Origin of the sequence: Streptomyces sp. S.PNR 29, assembly GCF_030386795.1 — a bacterium.
Taxonomy (GTDB): Bacteria; Actinomycetota; Actinomycetes; order Streptomycetales; family Streptomycetaceae; genus Streptomyces.
This window is the reverse complement of record NZ_JANUQM010000013.1, coordinates 256,683-280,287: the sequence shown is the minus strand read 5'-3', so window position 1 is coordinate 280,287 and position 23,605 is coordinate 256,683. Positions and strand designations below refer to the sequence as shown.

Annotated in this window: 22 protein-coding genes, 5 tRNA genes and 1 riboswitch; of the genes, 11 read left to right on the top strand and 16 right to left on the bottom strand. The window is 71.4% G+C overall.

Annotated features, from left to right (window positions below; all coding sequences use genetic code 11):
* Positions 1-362: 362 nt before the first annotated feature.
* Both trmB and NW895_RS31600 read left to right on the top strand, forming a co-directional pair.
* Entirely contained in the window at positions 363-1,193 is an 831-nt protein-coding gene (gene trmB, locus NW895_RS31605) for a tRNA (guanosine(46)-N7)-methyltransferase TrmB (protein WP_289939896.1), read from the top strand.
* A 42-nt stretch (positions 1,194-1,235) separates the two neighbouring features.
* Positions 1,236-2,546, top strand: coding sequence for a PrsW family intramembrane metalloprotease (locus NW895_RS31600; protein WP_289939895.1), 1,311 nt, complete (start codon positions 1,236-1,238; stop codon positions 2,544-2,546).
* A 129-nt stretch (positions 2,547-2,675) separates the two neighbouring features.
* Here the strand turns inward: NW895_RS31600 and NW895_RS31595 are convergent, their stop codons facing one another.
* The 4 genes from NW895_RS31595 to NW895_RS31580 form a co-directional block, all read right to left on the bottom strand.
* Positions 2,676-3,620 carry an aldo/keto reductase gene (locus NW895_RS31595; protein WP_289939894.1) on the bottom strand — a complete coding sequence of 315 codons (945 nt, stop codon included), beginning with the start codon at positions 3,618-3,620 and terminating at the stop codon, positions 2,676-2,678.
* A 111-nt stretch (positions 3,621-3,731) separates the two neighbouring features.
* A complete protein-coding gene (locus NW895_RS31590; protein WP_289939893.1) occupies positions 3,732-4,748 on the bottom strand; it encodes a M23 family metallopeptidase in 1,017 nt (338 codons plus the stop codon).
* A gap of 12 nt (positions 4,749-4,760) precedes the next feature.
* Positions 4,761-4,918, bottom strand: a riboswitch (cyclic di-AMP (ydaO/yuaA leader).
* Positions 4,919-5,222: 304 nt separating this feature from the next.
* Positions 5,223-5,296, bottom strand: a tRNA-Met gene (locus tag NW895_RS31585).
* A 232-nt stretch (positions 5,297-5,528) separates the two neighbouring features.
* Positions 5,529-6,116, bottom strand: coding sequence for a helix-turn-helix domain-containing protein (locus NW895_RS31580; protein WP_289939892.1), 588 nt, complete (start codon positions 6,114-6,116; stop codon positions 5,529-5,531).
* A 74-nt stretch (positions 6,117-6,190) separates the two neighbouring features.
* On the opposite strand from NW895_RS31580, the gene NW895_RS31575 reads away from it, so the two are divergent.
* Positions 6,191-7,021, top strand: coding sequence for a class I SAM-dependent methyltransferase (locus tag NW895_RS31575; RefSeq protein ID WP_289939891.1), 831 nt, complete (start codon positions 6,191-6,193; stop codon positions 7,019-7,021).
* Between the two features lie 76 nt (positions 7,022-7,097).
* On the opposite strand, the gene NW895_RS31570 is transcribed toward NW895_RS31575, so the two are convergent.
* Positions 7,098-8,231 (bottom strand): dihydrofolate reductase family protein, encoded by a 1,134-nt coding sequence (locus tag NW895_RS31570; RefSeq protein WP_289939890.1) that lies wholly within the window; start codon positions 8,229-8,231, stop codon positions 7,098-7,100.
* Positions 8,232-8,302: 71 nt separating this feature from the next.
* Here NW895_RS31570 and NW895_RS31565 point away from each other — a divergent pair, with 71 nt between their 5' ends.
* Together NW895_RS31565 and ribA are read left to right on the top strand one after the other, a co-directional pair.
* Entirely contained in the window at positions 8,303-8,815 is a 513-nt protein-coding gene (locus NW895_RS31565) for a MarR family transcriptional regulator (RefSeq protein ID WP_289939889.1), read from the top strand.
* Positions 8,816-8,919: 104 nt separating this feature from the next.
* Positions 8,920-9,561, top strand: coding sequence for a GTP cyclohydrolase II (gene ribA, locus NW895_RS31560; RefSeq protein ID WP_289939887.1), 642 nt, complete (start codon positions 8,920-8,922; stop codon positions 9,559-9,561).
* Between the two features lie 21 nt (positions 9,562-9,582).
* On the opposite strand, the gene NW895_RS31555 is transcribed toward ribA, so the two are convergent.
* Genes NW895_RS31555 through NW895_RS31535 form a run of 5 tightly spaced genes read right to left on the bottom strand, consistent with a single transcriptional unit; the run spans position 9,583 to position 14,193 of the window.
* A complete protein-coding gene (locus NW895_RS31555) occupies positions 9,583-10,839 on the bottom strand; it encodes a cytochrome P450 (RefSeq protein WP_289939886.1) in 1,257 nt (418 codons plus the stop codon).
* Between the two features lie 44 nt (positions 10,840-10,883).
* Positions 10,884-12,071, bottom strand: a complete 1,188-nt coding sequence (locus NW895_RS31550) for an FAD-dependent oxidoreductase (RefSeq protein WP_289939885.1) — start codon at positions 12,069-12,071, stop codon at positions 10,884-10,886.
* A complete protein-coding gene (locus tag NW895_RS31545; protein WP_289939884.1) occupies positions 12,068-12,268 on the bottom strand; it encodes a ferredoxin in 201 nt (66 codons plus the stop codon). Before NW895_RS31545 ends, NW895_RS31550 begins: the two co-directional genes overlap by 4 nt.
* Positions 12,269-12,280: 12 nt before the next feature.
* Entirely contained in the window at positions 12,281-12,943 is a 663-nt protein-coding gene (locus tag NW895_RS31540) for a TetR family transcriptional regulator (protein WP_289939883.1), read from the bottom strand.
* A gap of 2 nt (positions 12,944-12,945) precedes the next feature.
* The gene (locus NW895_RS31535; RefSeq protein ID WP_289939882.1) at positions 12,946-14,193 is read right to left on the bottom strand and encodes a cytochrome P450; all 1,248 of its coding nucleotides are present in this window, start codon (positions 14,191-14,193) and stop codon (positions 12,946-12,948) included.
* Positions 14,194-14,419: 226 nt separating this feature from the next.
* Between NW895_RS31535 and NW895_RS31530 the strand changes: the two genes are divergently transcribed.
* The gene (locus NW895_RS31530) at positions 14,420-14,917 is read left to right on the top strand and encodes a phosphatase PAP2 family protein (RefSeq protein WP_289939881.1); all 498 of its coding nucleotides are present in this window, start codon (positions 14,420-14,422) and stop codon (positions 14,915-14,917) included.
* 169 nt (positions 14,918-15,086) lie between these two features.
* Positions 15,087-15,557: a DUF3618 domain-containing protein gene (locus NW895_RS31525; RefSeq protein ID WP_289939880.1), complete on the top strand. Its 471-nt coding sequence runs from the start codon at positions 15,087-15,089 to the stop codon at positions 15,555-15,557.
* 27 nt (positions 15,558-15,584) lie between these two features.
* Here the strand turns inward: NW895_RS31525 and NW895_RS31520 are convergent, their stop codons facing one another.
* The 6 genes from NW895_RS31520 to NW895_RS31495 form a co-directional block, all read right to left on the bottom strand.
* The gene (locus tag NW895_RS31520) at positions 15,585-16,304 is read right to left on the bottom strand and encodes a leucine-rich repeat domain-containing protein (RefSeq protein ID WP_289939878.1); all 720 of its coding nucleotides are present in this window, start codon (positions 16,302-16,304) and stop codon (positions 15,585-15,587) included.
* 94 nt (positions 16,305-16,398) lie between these two features.
* Positions 16,399-16,474 (bottom strand) — tRNA-Lys (locus tag NW895_RS31515).
* A 109-nt stretch (positions 16,475-16,583) separates the two neighbouring features.
* Complete coding sequence (locus tag NW895_RS31510; protein ID WP_289939877.1) at positions 16,584-18,119, bottom strand: amino acid permease; 1,536 nt, start codon at positions 18,117-18,119, stop codon at positions 16,584-16,586.
* A 111-nt stretch (positions 18,120-18,230) separates the two neighbouring features.
* Positions 18,231-20,342, bottom strand: a complete 2,112-nt coding sequence (locus NW895_RS31505) for a DEAD/DEAH box helicase (protein WP_289939876.1) — start codon at positions 20,340-20,342, stop codon at positions 18,231-18,233.
* Between the two features lie 279 nt (positions 20,343-20,621).
* Positions 20,622-21,152, bottom strand: a complete 531-nt coding sequence (locus tag NW895_RS31500) for a hypothetical protein (protein ID WP_289939875.1) — start codon at positions 21,150-21,152, stop codon at positions 20,622-20,624.
* 87 nt (positions 21,153-21,239) lie between these two features.
* Positions 21,240-21,590, bottom strand: a complete 351-nt coding sequence (locus NW895_RS31495; protein ID WP_110629035.1) for a metallopeptidase family protein — start codon at positions 21,588-21,590, stop codon at positions 21,240-21,242.
* 84 nt (positions 21,591-21,674) lie between these two features.
* Between NW895_RS31495 and NW895_RS31490 the strand changes: the two genes are divergently transcribed.
* The 4 genes from NW895_RS31490 to NW895_RS31475 all read left to right on the top strand — a co-directional run bounded on the left by NW895_RS31490 (position 21,675) and on the right by NW895_RS31475 (position 23,598).
* Entirely contained in the window at positions 21,675-23,237 is a 1,563-nt protein-coding gene (locus NW895_RS31490) for a metallophosphoesterase (protein WP_289939873.1), read from the top strand.
* A gap of 80 nt (positions 23,238-23,317) precedes the next feature.
* Positions 23,318-23,390, top strand: a tRNA-Glu gene (locus NW895_RS31485).
* Positions 23,391-23,425: 35 nt separating this feature from the next.
* A tRNA-Asp gene (locus NW895_RS31480) sits at positions 23,426-23,500 on the top strand.
* A gap of 24 nt (positions 23,501-23,524) precedes the next feature.
* Positions 23,525-23,598, top strand: a tRNA-Phe gene (locus tag NW895_RS31475).
* Positions 23,599-23,605: the final 7 nt, after the last annotated feature.

Below are 23,605 nucleotides of genomic sequence, written 5' to 3'. Positions count from 1 at the left end.
CGGGTGGAGTTGCGCAGCCCGGCTCGACGGGGTGCCTCCCCCAAGCTCTTCGAGCAGGGGGTACCCCCAGCGCCCACCCGTGCCGCCCCAGGCGGCACGCATGCCCGCAGCGGCGGCGGCATCGAGCGCGGGGACCCCCACCCACGCGCACCCGCCCACGGCGAGAAGGGGCCGTGTCGGGGGGTGTCCGCCCGCAGCGGCCGGCGTCCATCACCGCCCACCCCCCAGCCGACAGCCCCGCCGGACCGAGGACGGACACCCCCCGGCGCGGCCCCGACCCACCCCCCACCCGTGGGCGCAAGGCGCACCCCCACCCACCCGCACAGGCCGCCGCAGGCATCCGCCGTAAAATCGACCCCACTGTGTCTGACTCCCGCAACGCTCCCGAAGCGCCCGAGCCCGCCGACCGCCGTGTCCGTCCCAAAGGCGAGCCACGATTCCCCGACGGGCCGAAGGCCGACCCTGCCGGGTCGCACTTCGAGCGGCGGATCCGGAGTTTTCAGCCGCGGCGGAGCCGGGTGACCTCCGGGCAGGCCGACGCCCTGCAGCGGCTGTGGCCGAAGTGGGGGCTCGACATCGACGGACGGCAGGTGATCGACCTCACCGACCTCTTCGGCAACAGCAACCCCGTCGTCCTGGAGATCGGCTTCGGCATGGGCGAGGCCACCGCCCGGATGGCCGCCGCCGACCCGGACACCAACATCCTCGCCGTGGACGTCCACACCCCCGGCCAGGGCAACCTCCTCAACCTCGCCGACCGCAACGGACTGTCCAACATCAGGGTCGGCAACGGCGACGCCATCATCCTCCTGCGCGAGATGCTCACCCCCGACTCCCTGGACGGGCTGCGCGTCTACTTCCCCGACCCCTGGCCCAAGAAGCGGCACCACAAGCGGCGGCTCATCCAGCCGGACTTCCTCACCCTCGCCGCCTCCCGCCTCAGGCCGGGCGCCATCGTGCACTGCGCGACCGACTGGGAGCCGTACGCGGAGCAGATGCTGGAGGTCCTCACCGCGCACCCGGACTTCGAGAACACGCAGCCCGGCGGCGGTTTCGCGCCCCGTCCCGACTTCCGCCCCCTGACCCGTTTCGAGGGCCAGGGACTGGACAAGGGACATGTCGTGAACGACCTGCTCTTCCGTCGCGTACAGCACCCTGTACCCCACCCCGAACAGCGTCCCGTACAGCACTAGGCACCGTCGCGGGCGGCGCCCTCCGTCGTTAGGGTCAATGCCGTGGCCACCTGTCCCCCGTACCCGACGCACCCCAGCGGTCCCGCCGGCGGCGCACAACGGCACGCGCACTGGTGGCACCGCACATGGGTGCGTTACGGCGCACTGATCACCCTGCTCACGCTCTCCGGTCTCGTCATCCTCGCCCTGGTGCGCGAACAGACCGGCACGGAAGGTTTCCTGGTCGGCCTCGGCCTGGCGATCCTGCCCGTGCCCCTGCTCATAGCCGCCTTCCGCTGGCTGGACCGGGTGGAGCCCGGCCCTTGGCGCAACCTGCTGTTCGCCTTCGCCTGGGGCGCCTGCGCGGCGGCGCTGATAGCGATCGTCGCCAACAGCTTCGCGACCAGATGGATAGCGACGGCGACCGCGGACCCGTCCAGCGCGGACACCCTGGGCGCGACCGTCATAGCCCCGATGGTCGAGGAGTCGGCCAAGGCGGCGGCTGTTTTACTCATCTTCCTCTTCCGTCGCCGTGATTTCACCGGCGTCGTCGACGGAGTCGTCATAGCCGGCGTCACCGCCACCGGCTTCGCGTTCACGGAGAACATCCTCTACCTCGGCACCGCCTTCGGCACCGATCAGCTCACCGGCGGCAGCGGCATCGCCTCCGTCACCGCGGCGACCTTCTTCGTCCGCATCATCATGTCGCCGTTCGCCCACCCGCTCTTCACCGTCCTCACCGGCATCGGCTTCGGCATCTCGGCACTCTCGGCGGACCGGCAGCACGTGCGGCGCGTCCTGCTGCCCCTCTCCGGCCTGCTGCTCGCGATGGGCATGCACGCGCTGTGGAACGGCTCCTCGGCACTCGGCGAGTACGGCTTCTTCGCCGTGTACGCGGCCTTCATGGTGCCCGCGTTCGCCCTGCTGACCTGGCTGGTGATCTGGACCCGGCAGCGCGAGCTCAGGACCGTACGGGCCGAGTTGCCCGCGTACGCGGTCGCCGGGTGGCTGACGCCGGCCGAGCCGTTCGCGCTGGGCTCGATGCGGGCGCGGCGCATCGCCCGGCAGTACGCCCGCCGGCACGCCGGGAAGGCGGCGGCGCGGGCGGTGGCGGAGTACGAGGCGTACGCGACTTCGCTGGCGTTCCAGCGGCACCGGGGGCGCCGCGGCCGGGCGGGCGCCGACTTCGTCGTACGGGAACGGGAGCTGCTGGAGCAGCTGTGGCGGCGCCGTGAGGTGGCGCGTCCCGCGCTGGATCACGCGGCCAGGATGACCGCTCCGCCCGTCCCGGTGGCTGTGCCGCCCTGGCCGGTGTACGGGGTGTACGGGTATCCGGCGGCGCCGTATCCCGCGTACAACCCGTACCGGACGTAACGCGACCCGCATCGGACGTAACGCGACCCGCATCGGGCGTAACGCGACCCGCACCGGACGCAGCGGACGTAGTACGACCGCACCGGACGTAGTACAGCCCCGTACCGGACGCAGCGAATCAGCCGGAACTCAGGCCGACGCCTCCGTCAGCCTCCCCAGTTCCTCCTCCGTCAGCGTCAGCTCGCCCACGCCCAGCAACGCCGGCAGTTGCTCCACCGTCCGCGCGGAGGCGATCGGCGCTGCCACGGTCGGCTGGGCCGCGAGCCAGGCCAGGGCCACGGTGGGGACCGGGGCGTCGTGGGCCTGGGCGACCTCGTCCAGAGCCACGAGAACCCGCTGCCCCCGCTCGGTCTCCAGGTGCTTCGCGGCGCCGCCCGCCCGCGCGCTGTCCACCGTCGTACCGGGCCGGTACTTGCCGGTGAGGAAGCCGGAGGCCAGCGCGAAGTAGGGGACGGCGGCCAGCCCTGCCTGCTCGGCGAGGTCCTGCAGCTCCCCTTCGTAGGTGTCGCGCGAGACGAGGTTGTAGTGGGGCTGGAGCGCCACGTAGCGGGCGAGGCCCTCACGCTCGGAGAAGTCCAGCGACGCCCGCAGCCGCTCGGCGGAGATGTTGGAGGCGGCGATGTGCCGCACCTTGCCCGCCTTCACCAGCTCGTCGAGCGCGCCGATGATCTCCTCCACCGGCACCTCGGGCTTGTCGAAGTGGGTGTAGTAGAGGTCGATGTAGTCGGTGCCGAGGCGGCGCAGGGACGCGTCGGCGGCGGCCTTGATGTTGGCGGCGGTGAGGCCCTGGAACTCGGGGTGCTGGCTGACCTTCGTGGCGATCACGACGTCCGAACGGTTGCCACGTGCCGTGACCCACTTGCCGATGATGGTCTCGGACTCGCCGCCGGAGTTGCCCTCGACCCAGGCCGAGTAGGAGTCGGCGGTGTCGATGAAGTTGCCGCCGGCGGCGGCGTAGGCGTCGAGCACGGCGAAGGAGGTCGCCTCGTCGGCGGTCCAGCCGAAGACGTTGCCGCCGAGGGAGAGCGGGAAGACCTCGAGGTCGGACAGGCCCAGCTTGCGAAGAGAAGTCATGCTCTACGTCAACACCGTGGCCGGACGCGGGAATTCCACGCGTCCGGCCAAGGGTTCGTAAACATCCGGGAGAGAGATCACCTCACCGCTCCCGGAAGACTTGAGGGCGCCTCAGGGGTTGAGGCCCTTGCTCCGCAGCCAGGCCATGGGGTCGATGCCCGAGTTGCTGCCGCTGGTGTGGACCTCCAGGTGGAGGTGGGCCCCGGTGACGTTGCCGGTGGCGCCGACGCGGCCGATGACGTCGCCGGTGTTGACCTTCTGGCCGACGCTGACGCCGATCGACGACTGGTGGGCGTACCAGATCTCGGTGCCGTCGTCGAGGGTGAGCACCGTCTTGTAGCCGTACGAGCCGTTCCAGCCGGCCTCGGTGATGGTGCCGCTGTGGACCGCCTTGATCGGCGTGCCCGTGGGCGCGGCGAAGTCGAGGCCGGTGTGGTAGCCGGAGGACCAGTAGGAGCCGGCCTGCCCGAAGCTGGAGGTGATGGTGTACGAGGAGGTCGGCAGCGTGAACTGCCTGGCCAGCTCGGCGAGCCGCTCGGCCTCGGCCTTCTTCCTGGCCTCCTCCTCCGCCTTCTTCTTCGCGGCGGCGGCCTTGGCCTTGGCCTCTTCCTCGGCCTTGGCGGCGGCTTCCGCGGCGGCCTTCTCCGCGGCGGCCGCGGCTTCGGCGGCGGCCTTGCTCTCGATCTGCTGCTGCTGCCGCTCGGCCTGCTCCATGATCCGCGCCCGGAGCGCCTCACCGGCGTCGCCCGCGCCCTGCTCGGTGTCGGCGGAGTTCACGCCGATGTCGCTGAGCGGGGTGGAGGAGCCCTGGGGGGCCTCCTCGTCGGATATGAGGGAGCCCACGGAAGGCAGGTCGGGCAAGGAGATCGACACGGGCGGCTTGCCGGTGTTGGCGCTCGCTATACCGCCCGCACCGACGGCGGCGATGACGCCGACGCCCAGGACGGTGGAGCTGCGGGCGAGCCCGCCGCGCTGCTTGGCGACGCGATGCCGGCCGCGTACGGGGCGAATGGACTCCGCGGTGGGGTTCCACTCCTCCCACGGACCCTCGTCGGTGCTGGAACCGCGGTAAGCGAAGGTCTCGCTCGGCACGAACGGGGCCTCAGGGGCAGGCCGGTTGGACGCCACGTGGGCGTACTCCTTTCCTTCCGTCTCCGCCTACCGGGTTAGCTGACGGGTTCGGAGCGGGAAGGTCTCCTACGCGCGTATACCGGCCGTGCTTCCACGGCGGCATCCGCGCGATTCACCCCACGGTGATGGTTCCCCGGTTCCCTTACGGGATTCGGCGCGTGCGCACGGAGCCGCCTTCTGTGACGGCTGGGACGACCGCGCTGCGTTATCGAACGTTAATGTACGCGAGGTGTGGATTCCAAGCTGTTCCGCTTGATCATTAGCGATTTCGGTGAGGACTTACAGTCCAGGAGTGGTGAAAACAGGGCGAGTTGACCACACGCCGACCGCCCCATCGCATCTGACGGTATGTCAGTTGTTATGCGCAGGGCGCTCGTACGGTCACCAAACGTAATGATGGTCAAGGCCGCTCGGAACAGCAGAAAACACCGATGGCCGGGACCCTCAAGGATCCCGGCCATCGGCCTTCAGTAGCGGGGACAGGATTTGAACCTGCGACCTCTGGGTTATGAGCCCAGCGAGCTACCGAGCTGCTCCACCCCGCGTCGGTGTGACACCAGTGTACGCCATGTCCAGGGCAGGAAGCACACGGGTTCCTCCGAGCGGTCGATCGCAGCCTCGACGAGGGCTGCTCGGCCCGGGCTGGCCGAGAAGTGGGGCATCGAGATCCGCGCGCATCAGCTCCATGCCCTGGAAAAGGCCGCAGGCGTTCAGCTGATCGAACAGGCCCGCCCCTCGCAGCCGCTCCCGCGGGCGCCACCCGACCGGCGGCTCGACCTACGGCTGGGGGGCTCGCAAGGCACCGGCGATGACGGTGGTCACCATCTTGCGGATGGCGGCGGTCTGCGGTGGGGCGCTTGCCCGGTCGGCGAACAGCAGGTGCCCGGCCCCGACGAGGGTGGGGGCGAGCGTGTCGATGTCGGCGTCGTCGGCCAGGCGCCCCGACTCCCGCTCGGCGGTGAGGTATGCGGCGATCATGGCGGTGCCTTGCACAGCCGGCGGGATGCCCGTCAGGCCGGCCTCGCGCAGCCGGGCGCGGAGGCCGTCGCGGAAGGTGACGAGCGCGACGATTGCCACCGTGACCGGCCCGAACAGGTCCCGCAGCGCGTCGGCGAGGTTGTCCACCACGCTCCCGGTGCCGGCGGCCGCGCGCAGAGTCGTAGTCCGGTCCTCGATGCCGCGGACGCGTTCGAGGACCAGTTCCGCCAGGAAAGCGTCGAAGTCGGTGAAGTGCCGGTGCAGCACACCCTTGGCACAGTTCGCCTCCTCCGTGACCGCCCGGCTGGTCAACGCGTCGGGCCCGTCCCGAAGCAGGACGCGCTCGGCGGCTTCGAACAACTGGCCACGCACGTTGTGGATGTGCACCCCTGACGGCATTGTCTCCCTTTCCGCACCGCCCCCGACTTAACAAGTGGGCAACCGCCCATTAAGGTGGGCGCATGCCCACTTTATCGCAGGGACAGCCGGACAAGTCCGGACCCGAGCCCCACCGCCACCGGGAGACGGCCGAGTCGTTCGGCGTGGACGCCGAACGCTACGACCGCGCCCGACCGCCGTATCCCGAGGCCCTGGTGGACAGAATCGTCGCGGCAAGCGCCGGTCGGAACGTCCTCGACGTCGGAGCCGGGACCGGCATCGAGGCCCGGCAATTCCAGGCAGCCGGCTGCACGGTGCTCGGTGTCGAGCCCGACGAGCGGATGGCCGCCTTTGCGCGACGCAGCGGTGTCGAGGTCGAGGTCGCCACGTTCGAGGACTGGCAGCCGGCCGGGCGGCAGTTCGACGCGGTCATCGCCGGCACCGCCTGGCACTGGGTGGACCCCGTCGCCGGCGCGGCCAAGGCGGCCCAGGTGCTCCGGCCCGGCGGCCGACTCGCCCCTTTCCACCACGTCCCCCAGCTCCCGGCCGAGGTGATCGACGCGCTCGCCGAAGCACTCCAGCGGGTCGCCCCCGATTCCCCGTTCAACCCCGGCCTGCTCAGAGGATCGGCCGTGGACGCGTACCAGCCACTGTTCGCGAAAATCGCCGACGGGATCCGGCAGACCGGCAGCTTCAGCGAGCCGGAACAGTGGCGCTTCACCTGGGAGCGCACCTACTCCCGAGAGGAGTGGCTCGACCAGCTCCCCACCTTCGGCGGCCTCACCCAACTCCCCGCAGACAAGATGGCGGAGGTCCTGGACAGCGCAGGGAACGCGATCGACATGCTCGGCGGCCACGCCACCATGCCCTACACATCCGTCGTGATCACCTCGACCCGCTCCCATACAGCCTGACCGCCGCACACGTCGGGCGTCGCCGGGCCGCGCGCAGACCGACTGCTAACGGAGCGGCTCAACCCACAAGACCGCCTCAGCCCCCCACCAGATGACGATTGGGCCCCTTCGCCGCCGCCTCGTACTCCCCCAGCACCACCACGTCCGCACCCCCGGCCACCAGCACCCCGGTCCCGTCCGCCCCCGCCACGAACGTGTCCGGTTCGCGCCAGGCCGTGACCACCCGGCGCACCCCCGCGTCGAGGATCAGCCGGGCGCAGGGCACGGGGCGGGAGGCGCGGTGGGCGCAGGGCTCCAGGCTGCTGTACACCGTCGCCGTCGCGAGCCTCGGATCCGTCGGGTCGATCTTCGCCAGGGCCGCCTCCTCGGCGTGCGCCACAGGGTCGCCGGTCTCACGTGAATGCCCGCGCGCCAGCTCCGTACCGTCGGCGGCCACGACCACCGCCCCCACACTGAACGCCGTCCCGGAGGGCGGGCACTGGGCCGCCAGCTCACAGGCCGACGCCAGCCAGTGCCGGTCGGCGGCGGACACCGTCCCGCCCACTCCCGGCGCCGTGGGCGCGTACCGCATCAGTACGACGTCCTCGATCCGCCGTGTCTCCAGCAGCCGCAGCCGTCCGCCCTGATAGGCCCCGGGGCCGAAGAGCCGGGGCGCGTCCGAGGTGCCGACGAACAGCGGCGCCAGGACCAGCTGGAGTTCGTCGGCGAGTCCCTGCGTGAGCAGCTGGGTGTGGATGTGGCCACCGCCCTCCACCATCAGCCGCCGCACGCCCCGCTCGCCGTACAGGTGCTCCAGCAGCAGCCGCCAGTCGAGGTCCGGCCCCACCGGCACGATGTCGGCCGCGATGCCGAGCGCACGGGCCCGCTGCGCGCCCTTGTCCGTCGTGAAGAGGACCTTCTCACCGCCCGTGTGCCAGAACCGCGCCGCCGGGTCCAGGTCGCCGGACCCGCTGACGGTGACCTTGAGCGGGTAATCCGGCTTGCCTGCGGCGACGCGGGCGGCCCGCCGCTCGGGCGAGTTGACCAGCAGGCGAGGGTTGTCGGCACGGATCGTGCCGGCGCCGACCAGGATCGCGTCGACGGACGCCCGCACCTCGTCGACCCGGTCGAAGTCGGCCGGGGAGGAGAGCAGCAGGCGCTCGGGACGGGTGTCGTCCAGGTAGCCGTCGAGGGAGACGGCGGCGGACAGCAGGACGTACGGGTGGGGCATCGACGCGCCCTCTCGGATACTCGGAGACGGGACGGCTTGGTTCAAGTTTGAAGCAAACTTACACTGGCCGCATGACGACTCGCTGGCTCACCCCCGAGGAGCAGCGCGCCTGGCGCGCGTACATCGCCTCCTGGACCCTCCTGGAGGACGCGCTCGACCGGCAGCTCCAGCAGGACGCCGGCATGCCGCACCTGTACTACACCATCCTGTCCGTCCTCTCCGAGGCCCCGGAACGCCGGCTGCGCATGACCGACCTCGCCGAGCGGCTGAAGATCACCCGCAGCCGGCTGACGTACGCCGTGACCCGGCTGGAGAAGGACGGCATGGTGCGGCGCGAGGCCTGCCGGTACGACAGGCGTGGCAGCATCGCGGCCCTGACCGACGAGGGCCTGGCCGTACTGGAGCGCACGGCGCCCGGGCACGTCGAGACCGTACGGGCCTCCCTGTTCGACCATCTCACCGCCGAGCAGGTCGGCCAGCTGGAGCAGATCTGCACCGGGATCACCCAGGCCCTGCAGGGCGGGGCACGGGCGGCGCAGGACGACGTGCCGTGGCTCCGCCGCTCCTCGCCCCCCTGTACGTGATCTGCGCCGCAAACCTATTGCTTCAAATTTCAAGCAGTACTAGAGTCCCGAACCGACCATCTGCTTCAAACCTGAAGCAGCGGACCGGATCCGGGAGACACCGCATGCCCGACTTCCCCGCCGCCACACAGCGCGCCCGCGTCCGGGTACCGCTGCGCTTCCACGACGGCTACAGCGTCAACGCCGACCTGGTCACCTTCCACGGCCTGGCCGACGGCCAGGAACACGTGGCAGTGGTCCTCGGCGAACCGGGCCGCGTGCCCCTGGTGCGGCTGCACTCCGAGTGCCTGACCGGCGATGTCTTCGGCTCCGCCCGCTGCGACTGCGGCCCGCAGCTGCGCGAGGCCGTCGAGCGCATCGCCGACCGCGGCGGCGTCCTGCTCTATCTGCGCCAGGAGGGCCGCGGCATCGGCCTCTACAACAAGCTCGACGCGTACGCCCTCCAGGACCAGGGCCTCGACACCTACGAGGCGAACGCGGCCCTGGGGCTGCCGGAGGACGCCCGCGACTACACGGCGGCCGCGCAGATGCTGCGGGCCCTGGGCGTCGGAGAACTGGACCTGCTCTCCAACAACCCCGACAAGGCCGAGCAACTGCGCGGCCTGGGCATCGACGTCCGCGACCGCGTCCCCACGGGCGTCTTCACCACCGCCCACAACGTCCGCTACCTGCGCGCCAAGGTGCTCCAGACGCAGCACACCCTGCCGCTGGGCGCACTGGACCTCACCGAGCTGACCGCGGGCTGACCGCGGGCTGAGGCGTACGCCCTACCAGGTGACCGGCAGCTCGTACACCCCGTAGATCACCGCGTCGTACTTGAACGGCACCCGGTCCAGGTCGGTCGCCGCCCGCAGCGTCGGGATCCGGCGGAACAGGGTCGGGTACACCACCTGGAGTTCCATCCGGGCCAGCGACTGACCGAGGCAGTGGTGGGTGCCCGCGCCGAACGCCTGGTGCCGGCGGGCGTCACGGGTGAGGTCCAGCCGGTCGGGGTCGGGGAAGACGGACGGGTCCCGGTTGGCCAGCTCGCCGAGCAGGATCACGCCCTCGCCGGCGCGGATGGTGTGCCCGGCGACCTCTATGTCCTCCAGCGCCGTCCGGCGGCGGCCGAGGTGGACGACGCTGAGGTAACGCAGCAGTTCCTCCACCGCGGCGGCGATCGCCTTCGGGTCGTCGGTCTCCCGCACACGGGCGAGCTGCTCGGGATGCCGGAGCAGCAGCAGCGTGCCCGTGGTGATCATGTTGGCGGTGGTCTCATGGCCGCCGAGCAGCAGCAGGACACCCATCGCGGCCGCCTGATGGCGCGTCAGCCGATCCGCCTTCACCTGCTGGGCAAGGCTGGACAGCAGGTCGTCGCCGGGCTGCGCGGCCTTCTCGCCGACGAGTCGGTCGAGATACCCGTACAGGTTGCCGTGCGCGGTCTGCCGCTCCCGGGGCGTCGCCACGGCGGACACCAGGGTCTTGCTGTTGGTCTGGAAGAACTCGTGGTCCTCGTACGGCACACCCAGCAGCTCCGAGATGACCAGCGACGGCACCGGCAGCGCGAGCGCCTGAACCAGGTCGGCCGGCTTGGGACCGGCCAGCATGCGGTCGATGAAGCCGTCCACCATCTCCTGCACGACCGGGCGCAGCGCCTCGACCCGCTTGATGGTGAAGGCACCGCTGACCATGCGGCGCAGCCGGGCGTGCTCCGGATCGTCCATGCCCACGAAGCTCAGATCGGTGGCCTGCCGCCCGCCGGACCGCTCCGGCCGCTCGTCGTGGCCGTGGTGGGCGACGGGGCTCGGATAGCCGGGGTGGGAGAAGTCGGCGCTCAGCCGCGGGTCGGAGAGCAGCGCCTTCTGCTCGGCGTGGCCGGTCACCACCCAGGGGGTACGGCCGTCCCGGGACCGGACCCGGGTCAGCGGGCCCCACTGCGCGAGGCCGCGCAGCTCGGGTGAGGGGTCGAAGGGGCAGGACGCGGAGCGTGGTGCGGGGAACTCGGGGATCCGGCCCGCTGCGGAGGCGGTGGTCGTGGGGGGCATGGGGGTCCTTGGGAGGTAGGTGGACTCTGGGCGTCGTACGCCGGTCAGGGCGTCGTGGGCGCGGGCCCCGTCAGGGCGTCCGCGGTCTCGGCGAGAAGGGACTGGCGGTGCAGGCGCGCCTGCTTGGGCATGTTCCAGCCGAGCACGCCGGTGACCCGGCCCTCGTGGCGGTGGACGGCGACGAAACGGCGGTCCGCCACGGAGCCCTCGACGACCGTCACCTCCGCGTCGGCGGCCGGCCGCCCGTGGACCTGGATCCTGGCGTCGAACTGGTCGGTCCAGAAGTACGGGACGGGTGTGTAGGGCTGGTGTTCGCCGAGGATGTTCCCGGCGACCGCGGCGGCCTGTTCCACCGCGTTGGTCCGGTTCTCCAGCCGCACCGGCGCGCCGACGCCCTGGTGGAACCAGCGGGCCACGTCTCCGGCGGCGTAGATCCCCTCGGCGGCCCGGCAGTAGGCGTCGCACACCACGCCGTTGTCCAGCACCAGCCCGCTGCCGGTGAGCCAGCCGGTCTCCGGCTCGGAGCCCACGGCGACCACGACGACCTCGGCGGGCAGCACCTCACCGCCGCTCACCAGCACCCCACCGCGCGTCAGCCCGTCGACCGGGGTGCCGAGCCGCAGGACCACGCCGTGCTCCCGGTGCAGCTCGCCGAGCAAAGCGGCGACGTACGGTCCGAGCTGAGCCCGCATCGGCGCGGCCTGGGGACCCACGAGGGTGACGGCCACGCCCATCCCCCGTGCGGTGGCGGCGATTTCGGCGCCGAGGACGCCGTCTCCGACGACCACGGCCCGCTCCGCCGAGGTGAGCTCCGCGCGCAGGGCCGCCGCGTCGTCGAGGGAGCGCACGACATGGACCCCGGCCAGGCCGTCCTGCCCGGGCAGTGTCCGGGGGCGTACGCCGGTGGCGATGACCACGGCGTCCGCGCTCAGGGTGCGTCCGGCCGCCGTACGGACGGTGCGTGCCGCGGCGTCCAGCGCGACGGCCGGGTCGCCGAGCAGGAACTCGGCGTCCAGCGCGTCCAGCGCCTGAGGGGGCCTCAGCCGGAGCCGCTCCGGCAACCAGGCGCCGGACAGGACCTGTTTGGACAACGGCGGACGGTCGTAGGGCGGGTGGGCTTCGGCGCCGAGGACGGTGAGGCTGCCCCGGTAGCCCTTGCGTCGCAGGGCCTCGGCGGTGCCGAGCCCGGCGGCCGAGGCGCCGACCACCAGGACGCTCGACGGCTGTGTCACGCGCTCTCGCCCAGGTGGATCGCGGCGGCCGGGCAGACGCTCGCGGCCTCGCGGACGGCGGCGTGCTGCTCCTCGGCGGGCTCGGCGTCGAGCAGGACGACGATGCCGTCCTCGTCGCGCTGGTCGAACACCTCCGGTGCGATCAGCACGCACTGGCCGGCGCCGCAGCATGTGACCTCGTCGACGGTGATCTTCATGTGGGGGTTCTCCTAGGAGTGATGGGGGGTGCGGGGGGTTACGGGAGCGAGCAACAGGCCGGTGACCGCGTCGGTCAGCGCGTCGGCCGTGTCCTCCCAGGACGTGCGGGGCGGGGCGGTGCTCTCGGCGAGGGCCCGTTCCTGTTCGGCACAGGCGTGGGTGATCAGCAGGCGGGCCATCGGGCTGCGCTGGGCGCGCACCTGGTCGGGGAGTAAACCGAGGCAGCGGCCCAGGCCGTTCAGGGTCTGCCGCAGCGGCTCCCGCAGCAGGGCCTCGTCGGTGACGAGCACCCGCAGCACGGGGTCGGTGAGCACCTGGGCGCAGAAGCGGGCGTACCAGGAGGGCACACCCAGCGAGGCCAGGTGCTCGGTGGTGGGCCGCACCAGGCAGGCGACCCAGTCCCGGACCTCCCGGCTGTCGCCGGTCTCGTCCAGCATCCGCTGCCGGATGCGCTCGGTGGCCTCGCCGTGCCTGCGCATGATGGCGCGCACCAGATCGGTCTTGGTGCCGAAGTGGTAGCCGACGGCGGCGACGTTGCCCTGCCCGGCGGCCTCGCTGATCTGCCGGTTGGAGACCGCGACCAGCCCGTGCTCGGCGAAGAGCCGTTCCGCCGCGGCCATGATGGCCTCGCGCGTCTCGGCGGAGCGACCGGTGCGCTCGGTTCTGCCGCTCATGCTCACCACCTCACGGGGAGCTGGCGCACGGGACGGGTCAGCAGCCCCTCGACCTGCCGCAGTTCCTCGGTGCCGACGGCCAGGGCGAGACCGGGCAGGCGGCGCAGCAGTACGTCGAGCACGGCCTGCATCTCCGTACGGGCCAGGGGCTGGCCGAGGCAGGAGTGCGGGCCGGCACCGAAGGTCAGGTGGGGGTTGGGGGTGCGGGCCAGGTCCATCTCGTCCGGGCGTTCGAAGGCGCTGCCGTCCCGGTTGGCGGCGGCCATGCCGCACACGACGGTCGTGCCGCTCGGCACCACGGTGCCGGCGATCTCGACGTCCTCGTGGACGTACCGGATCATGCCGAGGCCCGCGGTGTTGGGGTCGTAGCGGAGCACCTCCTCCACGGCCGGGCGGATGAGCGAACGGTCGGCCAGGAGCTGCTCCCAGCGCCGCCGGTCGGCCAGGAGGTGGGCGGCCATCATCGTGATGAAGCCGGCGGTGGTCTCGTGCCCGGCGATCAGCAGGGCCTGCCCGGTGGCGGTCAGCGCGTCGTCGGACATCGGCCGGCCCTCGGCGTCCGTCGCGGTGATCAGCAGGGTGAGCAGGTCCTCCTCGCCCTCGACGACGGTGCCGGCGGCCACCGCCGCACGCTTCTCGGCGATCAGCCCTGCCATGTACCCGGCGAAGTCGCGGTAGGCCGCCCGCACTTCCTCCGGTGTGTACCTGGTCATGCTGAGGAAGGTGTCGGACCAGCGTTTGAACGCGTCCCGGTCGCTCTCCGGGACGCCGAGCATGGCGCAGATGACGAACACCGGCAGCGGGAACGCCAGGTGCCGCACCAGGTCGGCCGGCTGCCCGTGCGCCTCCATCTCGTCGATGAGGCGTTCGGCGGTGGATTCGATGCCGGGCCGCAGCGCCCGCATGCGTTTGGCGGTGAACCACTTGCCGAGCATGCGGCGCCACCGCTCGTGCCCCTCGGCGTTGAGGGTCCGCGCCATCGGGCTGGTGAAGATGCTGGAGTCGCCGTCGGACACCCGGGCCGCGTCGGCCTCCATGGCCCCCTCCCGGCTCAGGCGCGGATCGGTGAGCGCGAACCTGACGTCGTCGTACCGGGTGAGCAGCGTCGCCTCGTCGCCACTGGCCAGCGTCACCCGTGTCACCGGGCACTTCTGCCGCAGATCCGGCCACTCCACGGGCGGGTCCAGCGGCGTCGGGGCGGAGAGCGGATAGCTCAGCCCGGCCTCTTCGTGTTCCTGCACACCGGTCACTGCGGACCTCCAGGGTCGGTCGCCCAACGGATTGCCGACGTCCACCCAACTTAAAACAGCTGCATTAATCAAGCGACTGACTTAAAAAGGTGGGTGAAGGGTCTGCGAAGGCAGGTGGGCGACGGAGGCGCCGCCCGCCGTGTTAGCGACACGCCTGGCCGGGAAGTCGCAGCTCATGGGGGCATTGACGGTCATGCAAGAGGGTGATCACCGTTTGGTCCGGCGGGTGGCGGCGTGGCGGTCGGCCCGTGCGCGGCGCGTGCTGTCGGCGGTGGAGGAGGCGGCCGAACACACGAAGCTGTGGTGGTGCGCCGCCGTCGTCATGGCGGGCGTCGGCGGTTGGCGCGGGCGGCGGGCCGCGGCCGCGGGCCTGGTGAGCATGGCGCTGGCGGAGACGGCGGCCAGCTGTGTGTTCAAGCAGCTGTGTCAGCGCCGACGGCCGCCGAAGGAGTGGATCTCGCACGAGGAGGTCCACGACCGGCCCGACTCCTCGTCCTTCCCTTCCGGCCACACCGCGGCCGCCGTCGGGTTCACCGCGGCCGCGGCCGTGATCTGGCCGGCGGCGGGCGCGGTGTGCGCGGTGCCGACGCTGGCGGTGGCCTTCGAACGGGTCCACACCGGCGCCCACTACCCCTCCGACGTGGCCGCCGGCGCCGCGATCGGCCTGGCCGCCACCGCGTTGACCCGCCGCGCTCCCCGCCTGGTCGTCCGCGGGCTGACGTGACCGGGTCCGCGGGCGAATGCGCCGGGCCGCTGGATGGCGCGCTTTCGCCCGGGTACTCGACGGTCCCGAGCGGAACTGATCAACGGGACCGCGAGACCGACGAGACCAGCGCGACCAACGCGACCAACGCGACCAACGCGAAATACAAGTTCAAGGAGAGTGCACAGCGATGACCCAGCCGCCCCACGACGAGCCCACCGCCGACGGCCCCGAAGAGCTGCGGGAGCAGGTCGAGCAGACCCGCCACGAGCTGGGGGAGACGGTCGAGGAGCCGGCCGCCAGGACGGACGTCAAGGCCCGCGCGCAGCACAAGGCCGTCGCGCTCAAGGAACAGGCCGGTGCCCGGACCGCGGAGCTGACCGAGCAGGCCAGGACGAAGGCGGCACAGGCCGCGCACCTCGTCCAGGACAAGCTGCCCGACCCGGTCAAGGACCGGTGCTCCGCCGCCGCCCACCACGTGAAGACCACCGCGGACCAGGCCGCACACCTGATGCGGGACAAGACCCCCGATCAGGTCCGCCACACGGCCGAACGCGGCGCCCAGGCGGCCCGGGACAACCGCACCACACTGATCGTGGCCGGCGGCGTGGCGGCGGCCACCTGCGTCCTGCTGCTGCGCAGGCGCAGCGGCAGGAAGTAGCCGGCCGGTCCGGCGACTGCTTCCGGCCTACGAGAGGACGACGCACCCTCGCCGCTCCAGTTCGGTCAGCAGCGACCAAGAGGGCTCACAGGCGTTCCAGCGCAGGTCCAGCTTCTCCAGCGCGGGCATGTCGGCGACCCAGTCCGGCAGCCGCGTGAGGCGGTTGGCCCGCACGTCGAGCTGACGCAGCAGAGGCAGGCCGGCCAGCGCCTCCGGGAGTTCGGCGAGGGCGTTCTCCCTCAGGTCCAGGTGGCGCAGTTCGCGCAGGCCGGCCATGGACGGCGGCAGGCTGTCGACCGCGTTGCCCCGCAGCCAGAGTTCGCGCAGGTTGCGCAGGTCACCGATGCTGTCGGGCAACCCGGTCAGCCGGTTGTACTGCGCCCGGAGTTCGATCAGGCCGGACATACGGCCGATGGCCTCGGGCAGGACGGTGAGCGCGTTCTCGCCGATATTGAGGTAGCGCAGCCGCGTCAGGTTTCCGAGCGCGTCCGGGATCCGGGTCAACTGGTTGTCGTGCAGGTACAGGCAGCCGCTGAGGGCAGCCAGGCCGCCCAGCTCGCCGGGCACCGACCTGAGGCGGTTGTGACCGAGGTCCAGGGTGGCCAGCCGGTGCAGCCGCCCGATCTCGGGCGGGAGCTCCGTGAGCCCGGTCTCGGCGAGGATCAGCACCTGGACCTCGGTGTGCTGCCAGACCGACTCGGGCACCTGCCCCAGCTGTTGACGCCAGAGATTCAGCGTGCGCCGCACGGCACGATCCCTCCCTCGGGCCGGCCAGCGCTCACCGGGCCCGGTCACAACGGACAGGACCCCAGCTCATTCCTGCACTGAGCTGGGGTCCCGCTGGTAGGCCCTGTGGGACTCGAACCCACAACCAATGGATTAAAAGTCCACTGCTCTGCCAATTGAGCTAAGGGCCCAGGCGATGTCGCCACCCCGAGCATAGCCGGACGAAGCCGTGTCTCCGATCGGGTATCGGAGTGCAGGCCTCGCCAGGCGGGCAGAACAGGCCGTTCGGAGGCATGAGAGCTACGGATCGACCGGTTCCGGCGCGCCCGCGCGCGCCGCCTCCCGGGCCCGCGTCCGTTCGTGGTCGGGGTTGAGGAACCAGTGCCGGGCCGACGCCAGCCACCAGGTCGCGGCGAAGCCGAGGACGACCAGGACGGCGACCGGGGCGTAGTTGAAGGTCTCCCAGGTGACCGGGGAGACCTGCGGGAGCATGAACAGCACCGTGATCACCCCGACCCACGCCACCGACACCACACCCACCGCCTGCGACCAGCGGCCCAGGTGCCACGGCCCGCGTTCGAAGGCGGCACCCTTGCGCACCCGCAGCAGCGTCGGGATGACGTACGCGATGTAGAGACCGATGACGGCGATGGAGGTGACCGCCGCGTAGGCCGTGACATTGATCAGGTACGGCAGCCCGAGCACCAGCGCGCCCAGCGCCGCCAGCCACACCGCCGCCACCGGCGTCCGCGTACGCGGGCTGACCGTGTGCCAGATATGCGAGAAGGGCAGGGCACCGTCGCGCGAGAAGGCGTAGATCATGCGGCTGTTGGCCGTCACGGACGCCATTCCGCAGAACAGCTGCGCACCGATCACGACGAGCAGCAGCAGCTTGCCCGCCGTCGCGCCCAGCGCGTCCAGCAGAATCTGGGCCGGGGGTACCTCGGTCGGCGAGCTCAGTGCCCCCTCGTACGACTGGATGGCGAAGGTGAAGCCCAGCAGCAGTACGAATCCGGCGATCCACGAGGTCCAGATGGACCGGACGATCCCCTTCGGGCCCGCCGTCGACGCGTCGCGCGTCTCCTCGGTCATGTGGGCCGAGGCGTCGTAGCCGGTGAAGGTGTACTGGGCCATCAGCAGCCCCAGCAGCACCACGTACACCCCGCTCCCCCACCCCGTGTTGTTGACGAACTCGCCGAACACGAAGGACGCCGACTGGTGCTCGTCCGGTACGAAGGTCAGCGCGCCGACGATCACCGCCACGCCCAGCACGTGCCACCACACGCTCACGCTGTTCAGGAGGCCGACGATGCGGACGCCGAAGGTGTTCAGCAGGCCGTGCAGCAGCAGGATCCCGGCGAACAGCAGCATCGTCCGGCCCGGCGTCACCTCGAAGCCGAACTGCAGGTTCAGGTAGGCGCCGAGGAAGGACGCCGCCCCGAAGTCGATACCGGCCGTCACCGCCACCTGGCCGAGGACGTTGAACCAGCCCGTGAACCAGGCCCAGGCCGCGGCGGTCCTGGCCGGCGCCAGCCGGTGCGCCCAGAAGTACAGGCCCGCCGACGTCGGGTACGCCGAGCAGATCTCGGCCATGGACAGCCCGACGAACAACGTCATCAGGCCGACCGCGACCCAGCCCCAGGTGATCACTGCCGGGCCGCCCGTGTTCATGCCGAACAGGTACAGCGTCAGACACCCCGACAGCACCGAGATGATCGTGAACGAAACCGCGTAGTTGGAGAACGCCGACATGCGGCGGGCCAGAACCTGTGTGTAGCCGAGCTGGGCCAGCCGTTCCTCGTCCGACAGCCCACTCACCTTGGCGTCATCTGTCATGCCCCCAGCAATTCCCTCGGAGAGGGCGTGAGACACGTCACAACTTGGCTAGAAAGCGCCGTGGCCCCCACCAGGGACGGTGGGGGCCACGGCGCTCAGTTCGCGTCGGCGTCAGCCGTTGCGCTTCCAGCGCGGCTTGTCCTCGCGGCGGCCGAAGGAGCCGGTGCCACGGTGGTCGCCGCGGTGGTCGTCACGACGGCCGTACGGGCGCTCGTGACCGCCGGACCGGTAGCCGGGGCGGTCGCCGCCCTGACGGTCCCGGTTGAAGGGCCGGTCGCTGCCCCGGTGGCCGCCCCGGTCGTCGCGCCGGAAGCCACCGCGGTCACCGCGCTCGTCCCGGCGGAAACCACCCCGGTCGTCCCGGCGCTCGAAGGAACGGCCACCACGGTCGTCGCGGCGCTCGAAGGAACGCCCGCCCCGGTCGCCCCGGTCGTCGCGCCGGAAGCCACCACGGTCGTCCCGGCGCTCGAAGGAACGGCCACCGCGGTCGTCGCGGCGCTCGAAGGAACGCCCGCCCCGGTCGCCCCGGTCGTCGCGCCGGAAGCCACCACGGTCACCGCGCTCGTCCCGGCGGAAACCACCCCGGTCGTCACGGCGCTCGAAGCCACGCCCACCACGGTCACGGTCGAAGGAACGCCCGCCCCGGTCGTCCCGGCGCTCACGCCGCTCGAACGGCGCCGAGGACTCCGCACGAGCCTGCGGACGCTCCTCGCGCTCGCCCCGCTCGACGTCCCGCGCGCCCGGCTGCGACGGCACAGAGACCCCGACGGCCTCGGCCACCGGCGTGTCCTGCTCCGCCCGCGCGTCGGCCACCGCCGCCTCCGGGTCCTCGCCGCGCTCCCGCGCGACCCGGGCGACCAGCCGGTCGGCCTCCTCGCGCAGCTCCGCCGCACGCCGCTGGGCCCGCTCCAGCTCCTTGGTGAGCTGGGCGACCTCGCGCTCGGCCTGCTGCGCCGCGTTGCCCACGGACTCGGCCTGCACCTCGGTCATCGACCGGGCGCCGGTGATCTCGGCCACCTCCGGGTCGAAGGCCGCGCCGCCCTGGATGATGTGGCGCGTGGCGTCCACGCCCGCGTCCTCCATCAGCCGGAAGATCTGGCGCCGCTGGTGCGGCAGGGAGAGGGACACCACGGTCCCGGTACGGCCGGCACGGGCCGTGCGGCCGGCACGGTGCAGGTAGTCCTTGTGGTCACCGGCCGGGTCGACGTTCAGCACCAGGTCGATCCCGTCGACGTGAATACCGCGCGCCGCGACATCGGTCGCGACCAGCACGTTCACGTACCCGTCCTTGAAGTCGGCCAGCGTCCGCGTCCGCGCGCCCTGGGTCATGCCGCCGTGCAGCGCCTCGGCCTTCGCGCCCGCCTCGCGCAGCTGCTCGGCGACCCGGTCGGCGCCCAGCTGGGTGCGGACGAAGATGATCGTGCGCCCCTTGCGGGAGGCGATGGCCGCGGTGACCGGCGCCTTGTCCTTGGGCTTCACGACGAGGATGTGGTGCGACATGGTCGTCACGGCGCCCTGGGCGGCGTCGACCTCGTGGCTGACCGGGTCGTTGAGGTAGCGGTCGACGAGCGTCTTGATCTCGTTCTCCATCGTCGCGGAGAACAGCATCCGCTGACCGCCCGCCGGGACCTGGTCCAGCAGCTCGGTGACCTCGGGCAGGAAGCCCAGGTCGGACATCTGGTCGGCCTCGTCGAGAACGGCGACCTCGACGTCCTGAAGGGAGCAGGCGCCGCGGTTGATGATGTCGCGCAGCCGGCCCGGCGTGGCCACCAGCACGTCCACGCCCTTCTCCAGGGCGTAGATCTGGTTGCCCATGGAGGTACCGCCGCAGACGACCTTCATCTTCAGCCCGAGGACATCGCCGTACGGCTGCAGCGCGTCGGCGACCTGCATGGCGAGTTCACGCGTCGGCGTGAGGATGACGGCGCGCGGCTTGTGCTTCTCGGTGCGGCCGCCGGCGAGCTGGGCCAGCGTCGGCAGACCGAAGGAGAGGGTCTTGCCGGAGCCTGTGCGGCCACGGCCGAGGATGTCCTTTCCGGCCAGGGCGTCCGGGATGGTCGCGGCCTGGATCGGGAAGGGGACCGTCACGCCGTTCTGCGCGAGCTTGCGCACGACGCCCTCGGGCAGGCCGAGGTCCGCGAAGGTGACCTCGGGGGCGTCGGTCGCGGCGTCGTTCTCGGTGTTCTCGGGCACGACGACGTGATCAGTACTGGCAATGGACATGCGAATGCGAAACCTTCCGGAGTCTCGTCGGCACGCGCCCGTCAACTCCGTGAGTCGCAATATGACCGCCTCGATGCGGTCCGCCACGGCAAGGGAGAGTACGCGCCACACGGCGCGCTCTGTGATGGCGCCGGGCAAATGGGATCAAACGATCTGCCACCATACGCACCCACCACCCCCAAAGGCAAACCGAGCTCATCACCCCCAGGGGCGAACGAGCCCGTCGCCGCAGGCAGATGACCTGCCGCTGCCCGCATCGCCGCTCCCGCATGACGAACGTCACGCAGGCACTCCCGCCTCGGGCGCCGGCTCCCGCTGCGCCAGCTGCGGTCCCGGCGGCTCGTGCGCCGACGACGACGGCTCGGCCTCGGTCGGTTCCGGCGTCGGGGAGGCGGGCGGCTCCCGGGTCGGCGTCGGCTCCGGCTCGATCGTACGCGTGGGCTCCGGCTGGGCCGTCCGTGTGGGAGTCGGCCTGGCCGGCTTGTCCTGCGCGGGAGCGGACTCGCTCGCGCGCGCGGACGGCGACGCGGAAGCGGGCGCGGACTCCTTCGCGTGGCCCCGCCCCTCGTGCTTCCCCTTCTTCTTCTTGCCGCGCCCGCGTTTGCCGTCGGTCGCCGGGGCGCCGGCCCCCGCGCCTCCGCCCGACACCGCCGATCCCCCGTCGGGCTCCTCCCCGCCCCGCTGCCCGGCCGAGTGGGACGGCTTGACGCCGCCGCCCCCCGTCTCGTCCCCCACGCTCATGCAGCCGGCGGCAGCGGCGACGGCCATGACCGTGGCGGCCAGGCGGACGGGTACGTACAAGGGGCGCACGGGAAGCCACCTCCGAGTGGGGCGAAGAAGTCAACATGCCCAACTCCCGCCGCCCACAAGAGGACACGCGCCCCGTACGTCAGACACTCACCCGTAGCCCAGGGCGTGCAACCGCGCGTCGTCGATCCCGAAGTGGTGCGCGATCTCGTGCACCACGGTCACCTCGGTCTCGGCGACGACGTCCTCGCGCGTCTCGCACATCCGCAGCGTCGGCCCCCGGTAGATCGTGATCCGATCCGGCAGCACACCGGCGTACCACTCGCCCCGCTCCGTCAGCGGAGTCCCCTCGTACAGCCCGAGCAGCTCGGGATCGTCCGCCGGGGGCTCGTCCTCGACGAACACCGCGACGTTGTCCATCAGCCGCGTCAGCTCCGGCGGAATCCGGTCGAGCGCCTCGGCGACCAGTTCCTCGAACTCCTCGCGCGTCATCTCCAGCACAGGCCCATTGTCAGGTACGACACCCCCGTACGAGCCCTCCAACAGTCCCGCATATCCCCCGGAGAACCTGGGCATACGCGACCAATGGCCCGCGTCCCCGCCGCAGTCCCGACCCTCCCGAACCTCGTGAACCGGAACCGCAAGGCGCCCCGCGCCCGCCAGGCACCCACGACGATCGAACTCGTCCCCCAGCCGCGTCCCTGGTCCCGCGCCCTCGGCCTCGTCGCCGTAGTCCTCATGGGGGCCTGGCTGGGCCTGCTGGTCGTCGGCAACGTACGCGTCCCGGTCGGCCCGATGAACACGACGATGACCCTGCGCCCCTCCTTCGCCGGCGGCACGAAGATCAACGTCTCGCCCCTGGGCGCCCTCGAACTCGACAGTCACATCGCCCCGGTCCGCCTGGACGTGAACGTCGACCAGCTCGACCCGGTCCGCTCCCAGGCCCTGGTCGACCACCCCGAACGCCTCTCCGGCCTCCAGGACGAGGTCACCCGGGACGTCGCGCACGGCACCCTGGACCTCGCCCTGCGCTCCTGCGTCGCCGTGGTCACCGGCGCCACGGCCCTCGGCCTGGCGGTCTACCGCCGCCCCCGCCGCGCCCTGACGGCCGGCGGCCTGGCCCTCACCCTCCTGGCCGCATCGGGCGGGACCGCGTACGCGACCTGGAACCCGGAATCGGTCCTGGAACCGAAGTTCTCCGGCCTGCTCTCCTCCGCCCCGTCCGTGGTCGGCAACGCGCGCAGCATCGTCACCGAGTTCGACGTCTACCAGAAGGAACTGGCGCGCCTGGTCACGAACGTGACCAAGCTGTACGACGCCACCTCGACCCTCCCCGCCTACGCGCCCGACCCGACGACGATCCGTGTCCTGCACGTCTCGGACATCCACCTGAACCCGGCGAGCTGGAAGATCATCGCCTCACTGGTGGAGCAGTACAAGGTCAACGTGATCGTCGACTCCGGCGACACGATGGACCACGGCACGGCGGCGGAGAACGGCTTCCTGGACCCGATCGAGGACCTGGGAGCCCCCTACGTCTGGGTCCGGGGCAACCACGACTCACTCGTCACCCAGCAGTACCTGGAAGACCTGAAGAACGTGCACGTCCTGGACAACGGCGAGGCCAAGACCATCGCGGGCCTGCGCTTCGCCGGCATGGGCGACCCCCAGTTCACCCCCGACCGCTCGAAGAGGCCCGGGGCCGAGGCCTCCCAGGAACTGGCGGGCGCCCGCCTGGCCACCGCTCTGCACGGCCAGCAGACCGCGGGCACGCCCGTGGACATCGCCATCGCCCACGAGCCGGCGGCGGCACGCCAGGTGGACGGCGACGTACCGCTCGTCCTGGCCGGCCACCTCCACCACAACGAGATGGAGATCATGAAGTACGGCACCCGCCTCCGCATCGAGGGCTCCACGGGCGGCAGCGGCCTGCGCGCGGTGGAGGGCAAGTACCCGGACCCGATCGAGACATCGATCCTCTACTTCGACCGCGACACCCGCCGCCTGCAGGCCTGGGACGAGATCAAGCTGGGCGGTCTGGGCCTCACGACAGCCGAGGTCAGCCGCCACCTGGCCAAGGAGAACCCATCCGGTGCGACCCCGTCACCGACCCCCTCCTCCCCCGCCCCCACGACGAGCACCCCGTAAACCGTTTTGGCGATCCCTCCCGCCATCCCATATGCTTCTCACGTCCCCGACGCGCTGAGAAGCGCCCAGGCGGGCCGATAGCCCTCATCGTCTAGCGGCCTAGGACGCCGCCCTTTCAAGGCGGTAGCACGGGTTCGAATCCCGTTGGGGGCACGCACCACCCTGTGCGACACTGTCGTACATCGCTTGGTCCTGTGGAGCAGTTTGGAGTGCTCGCCACCCTGTCAAGGTGGAGGCCGCGGGTTCAAATCCCGTCAGGACCGCTGAGGTTTCACGTGAAACCTCGTGGCTGGGTAGCTCAGTTGGTACGAGCGTCCGCCTGAAAAGCGGAAGGTCGCCGGTTCGACCCCGGCCCCAGCCACAACGCC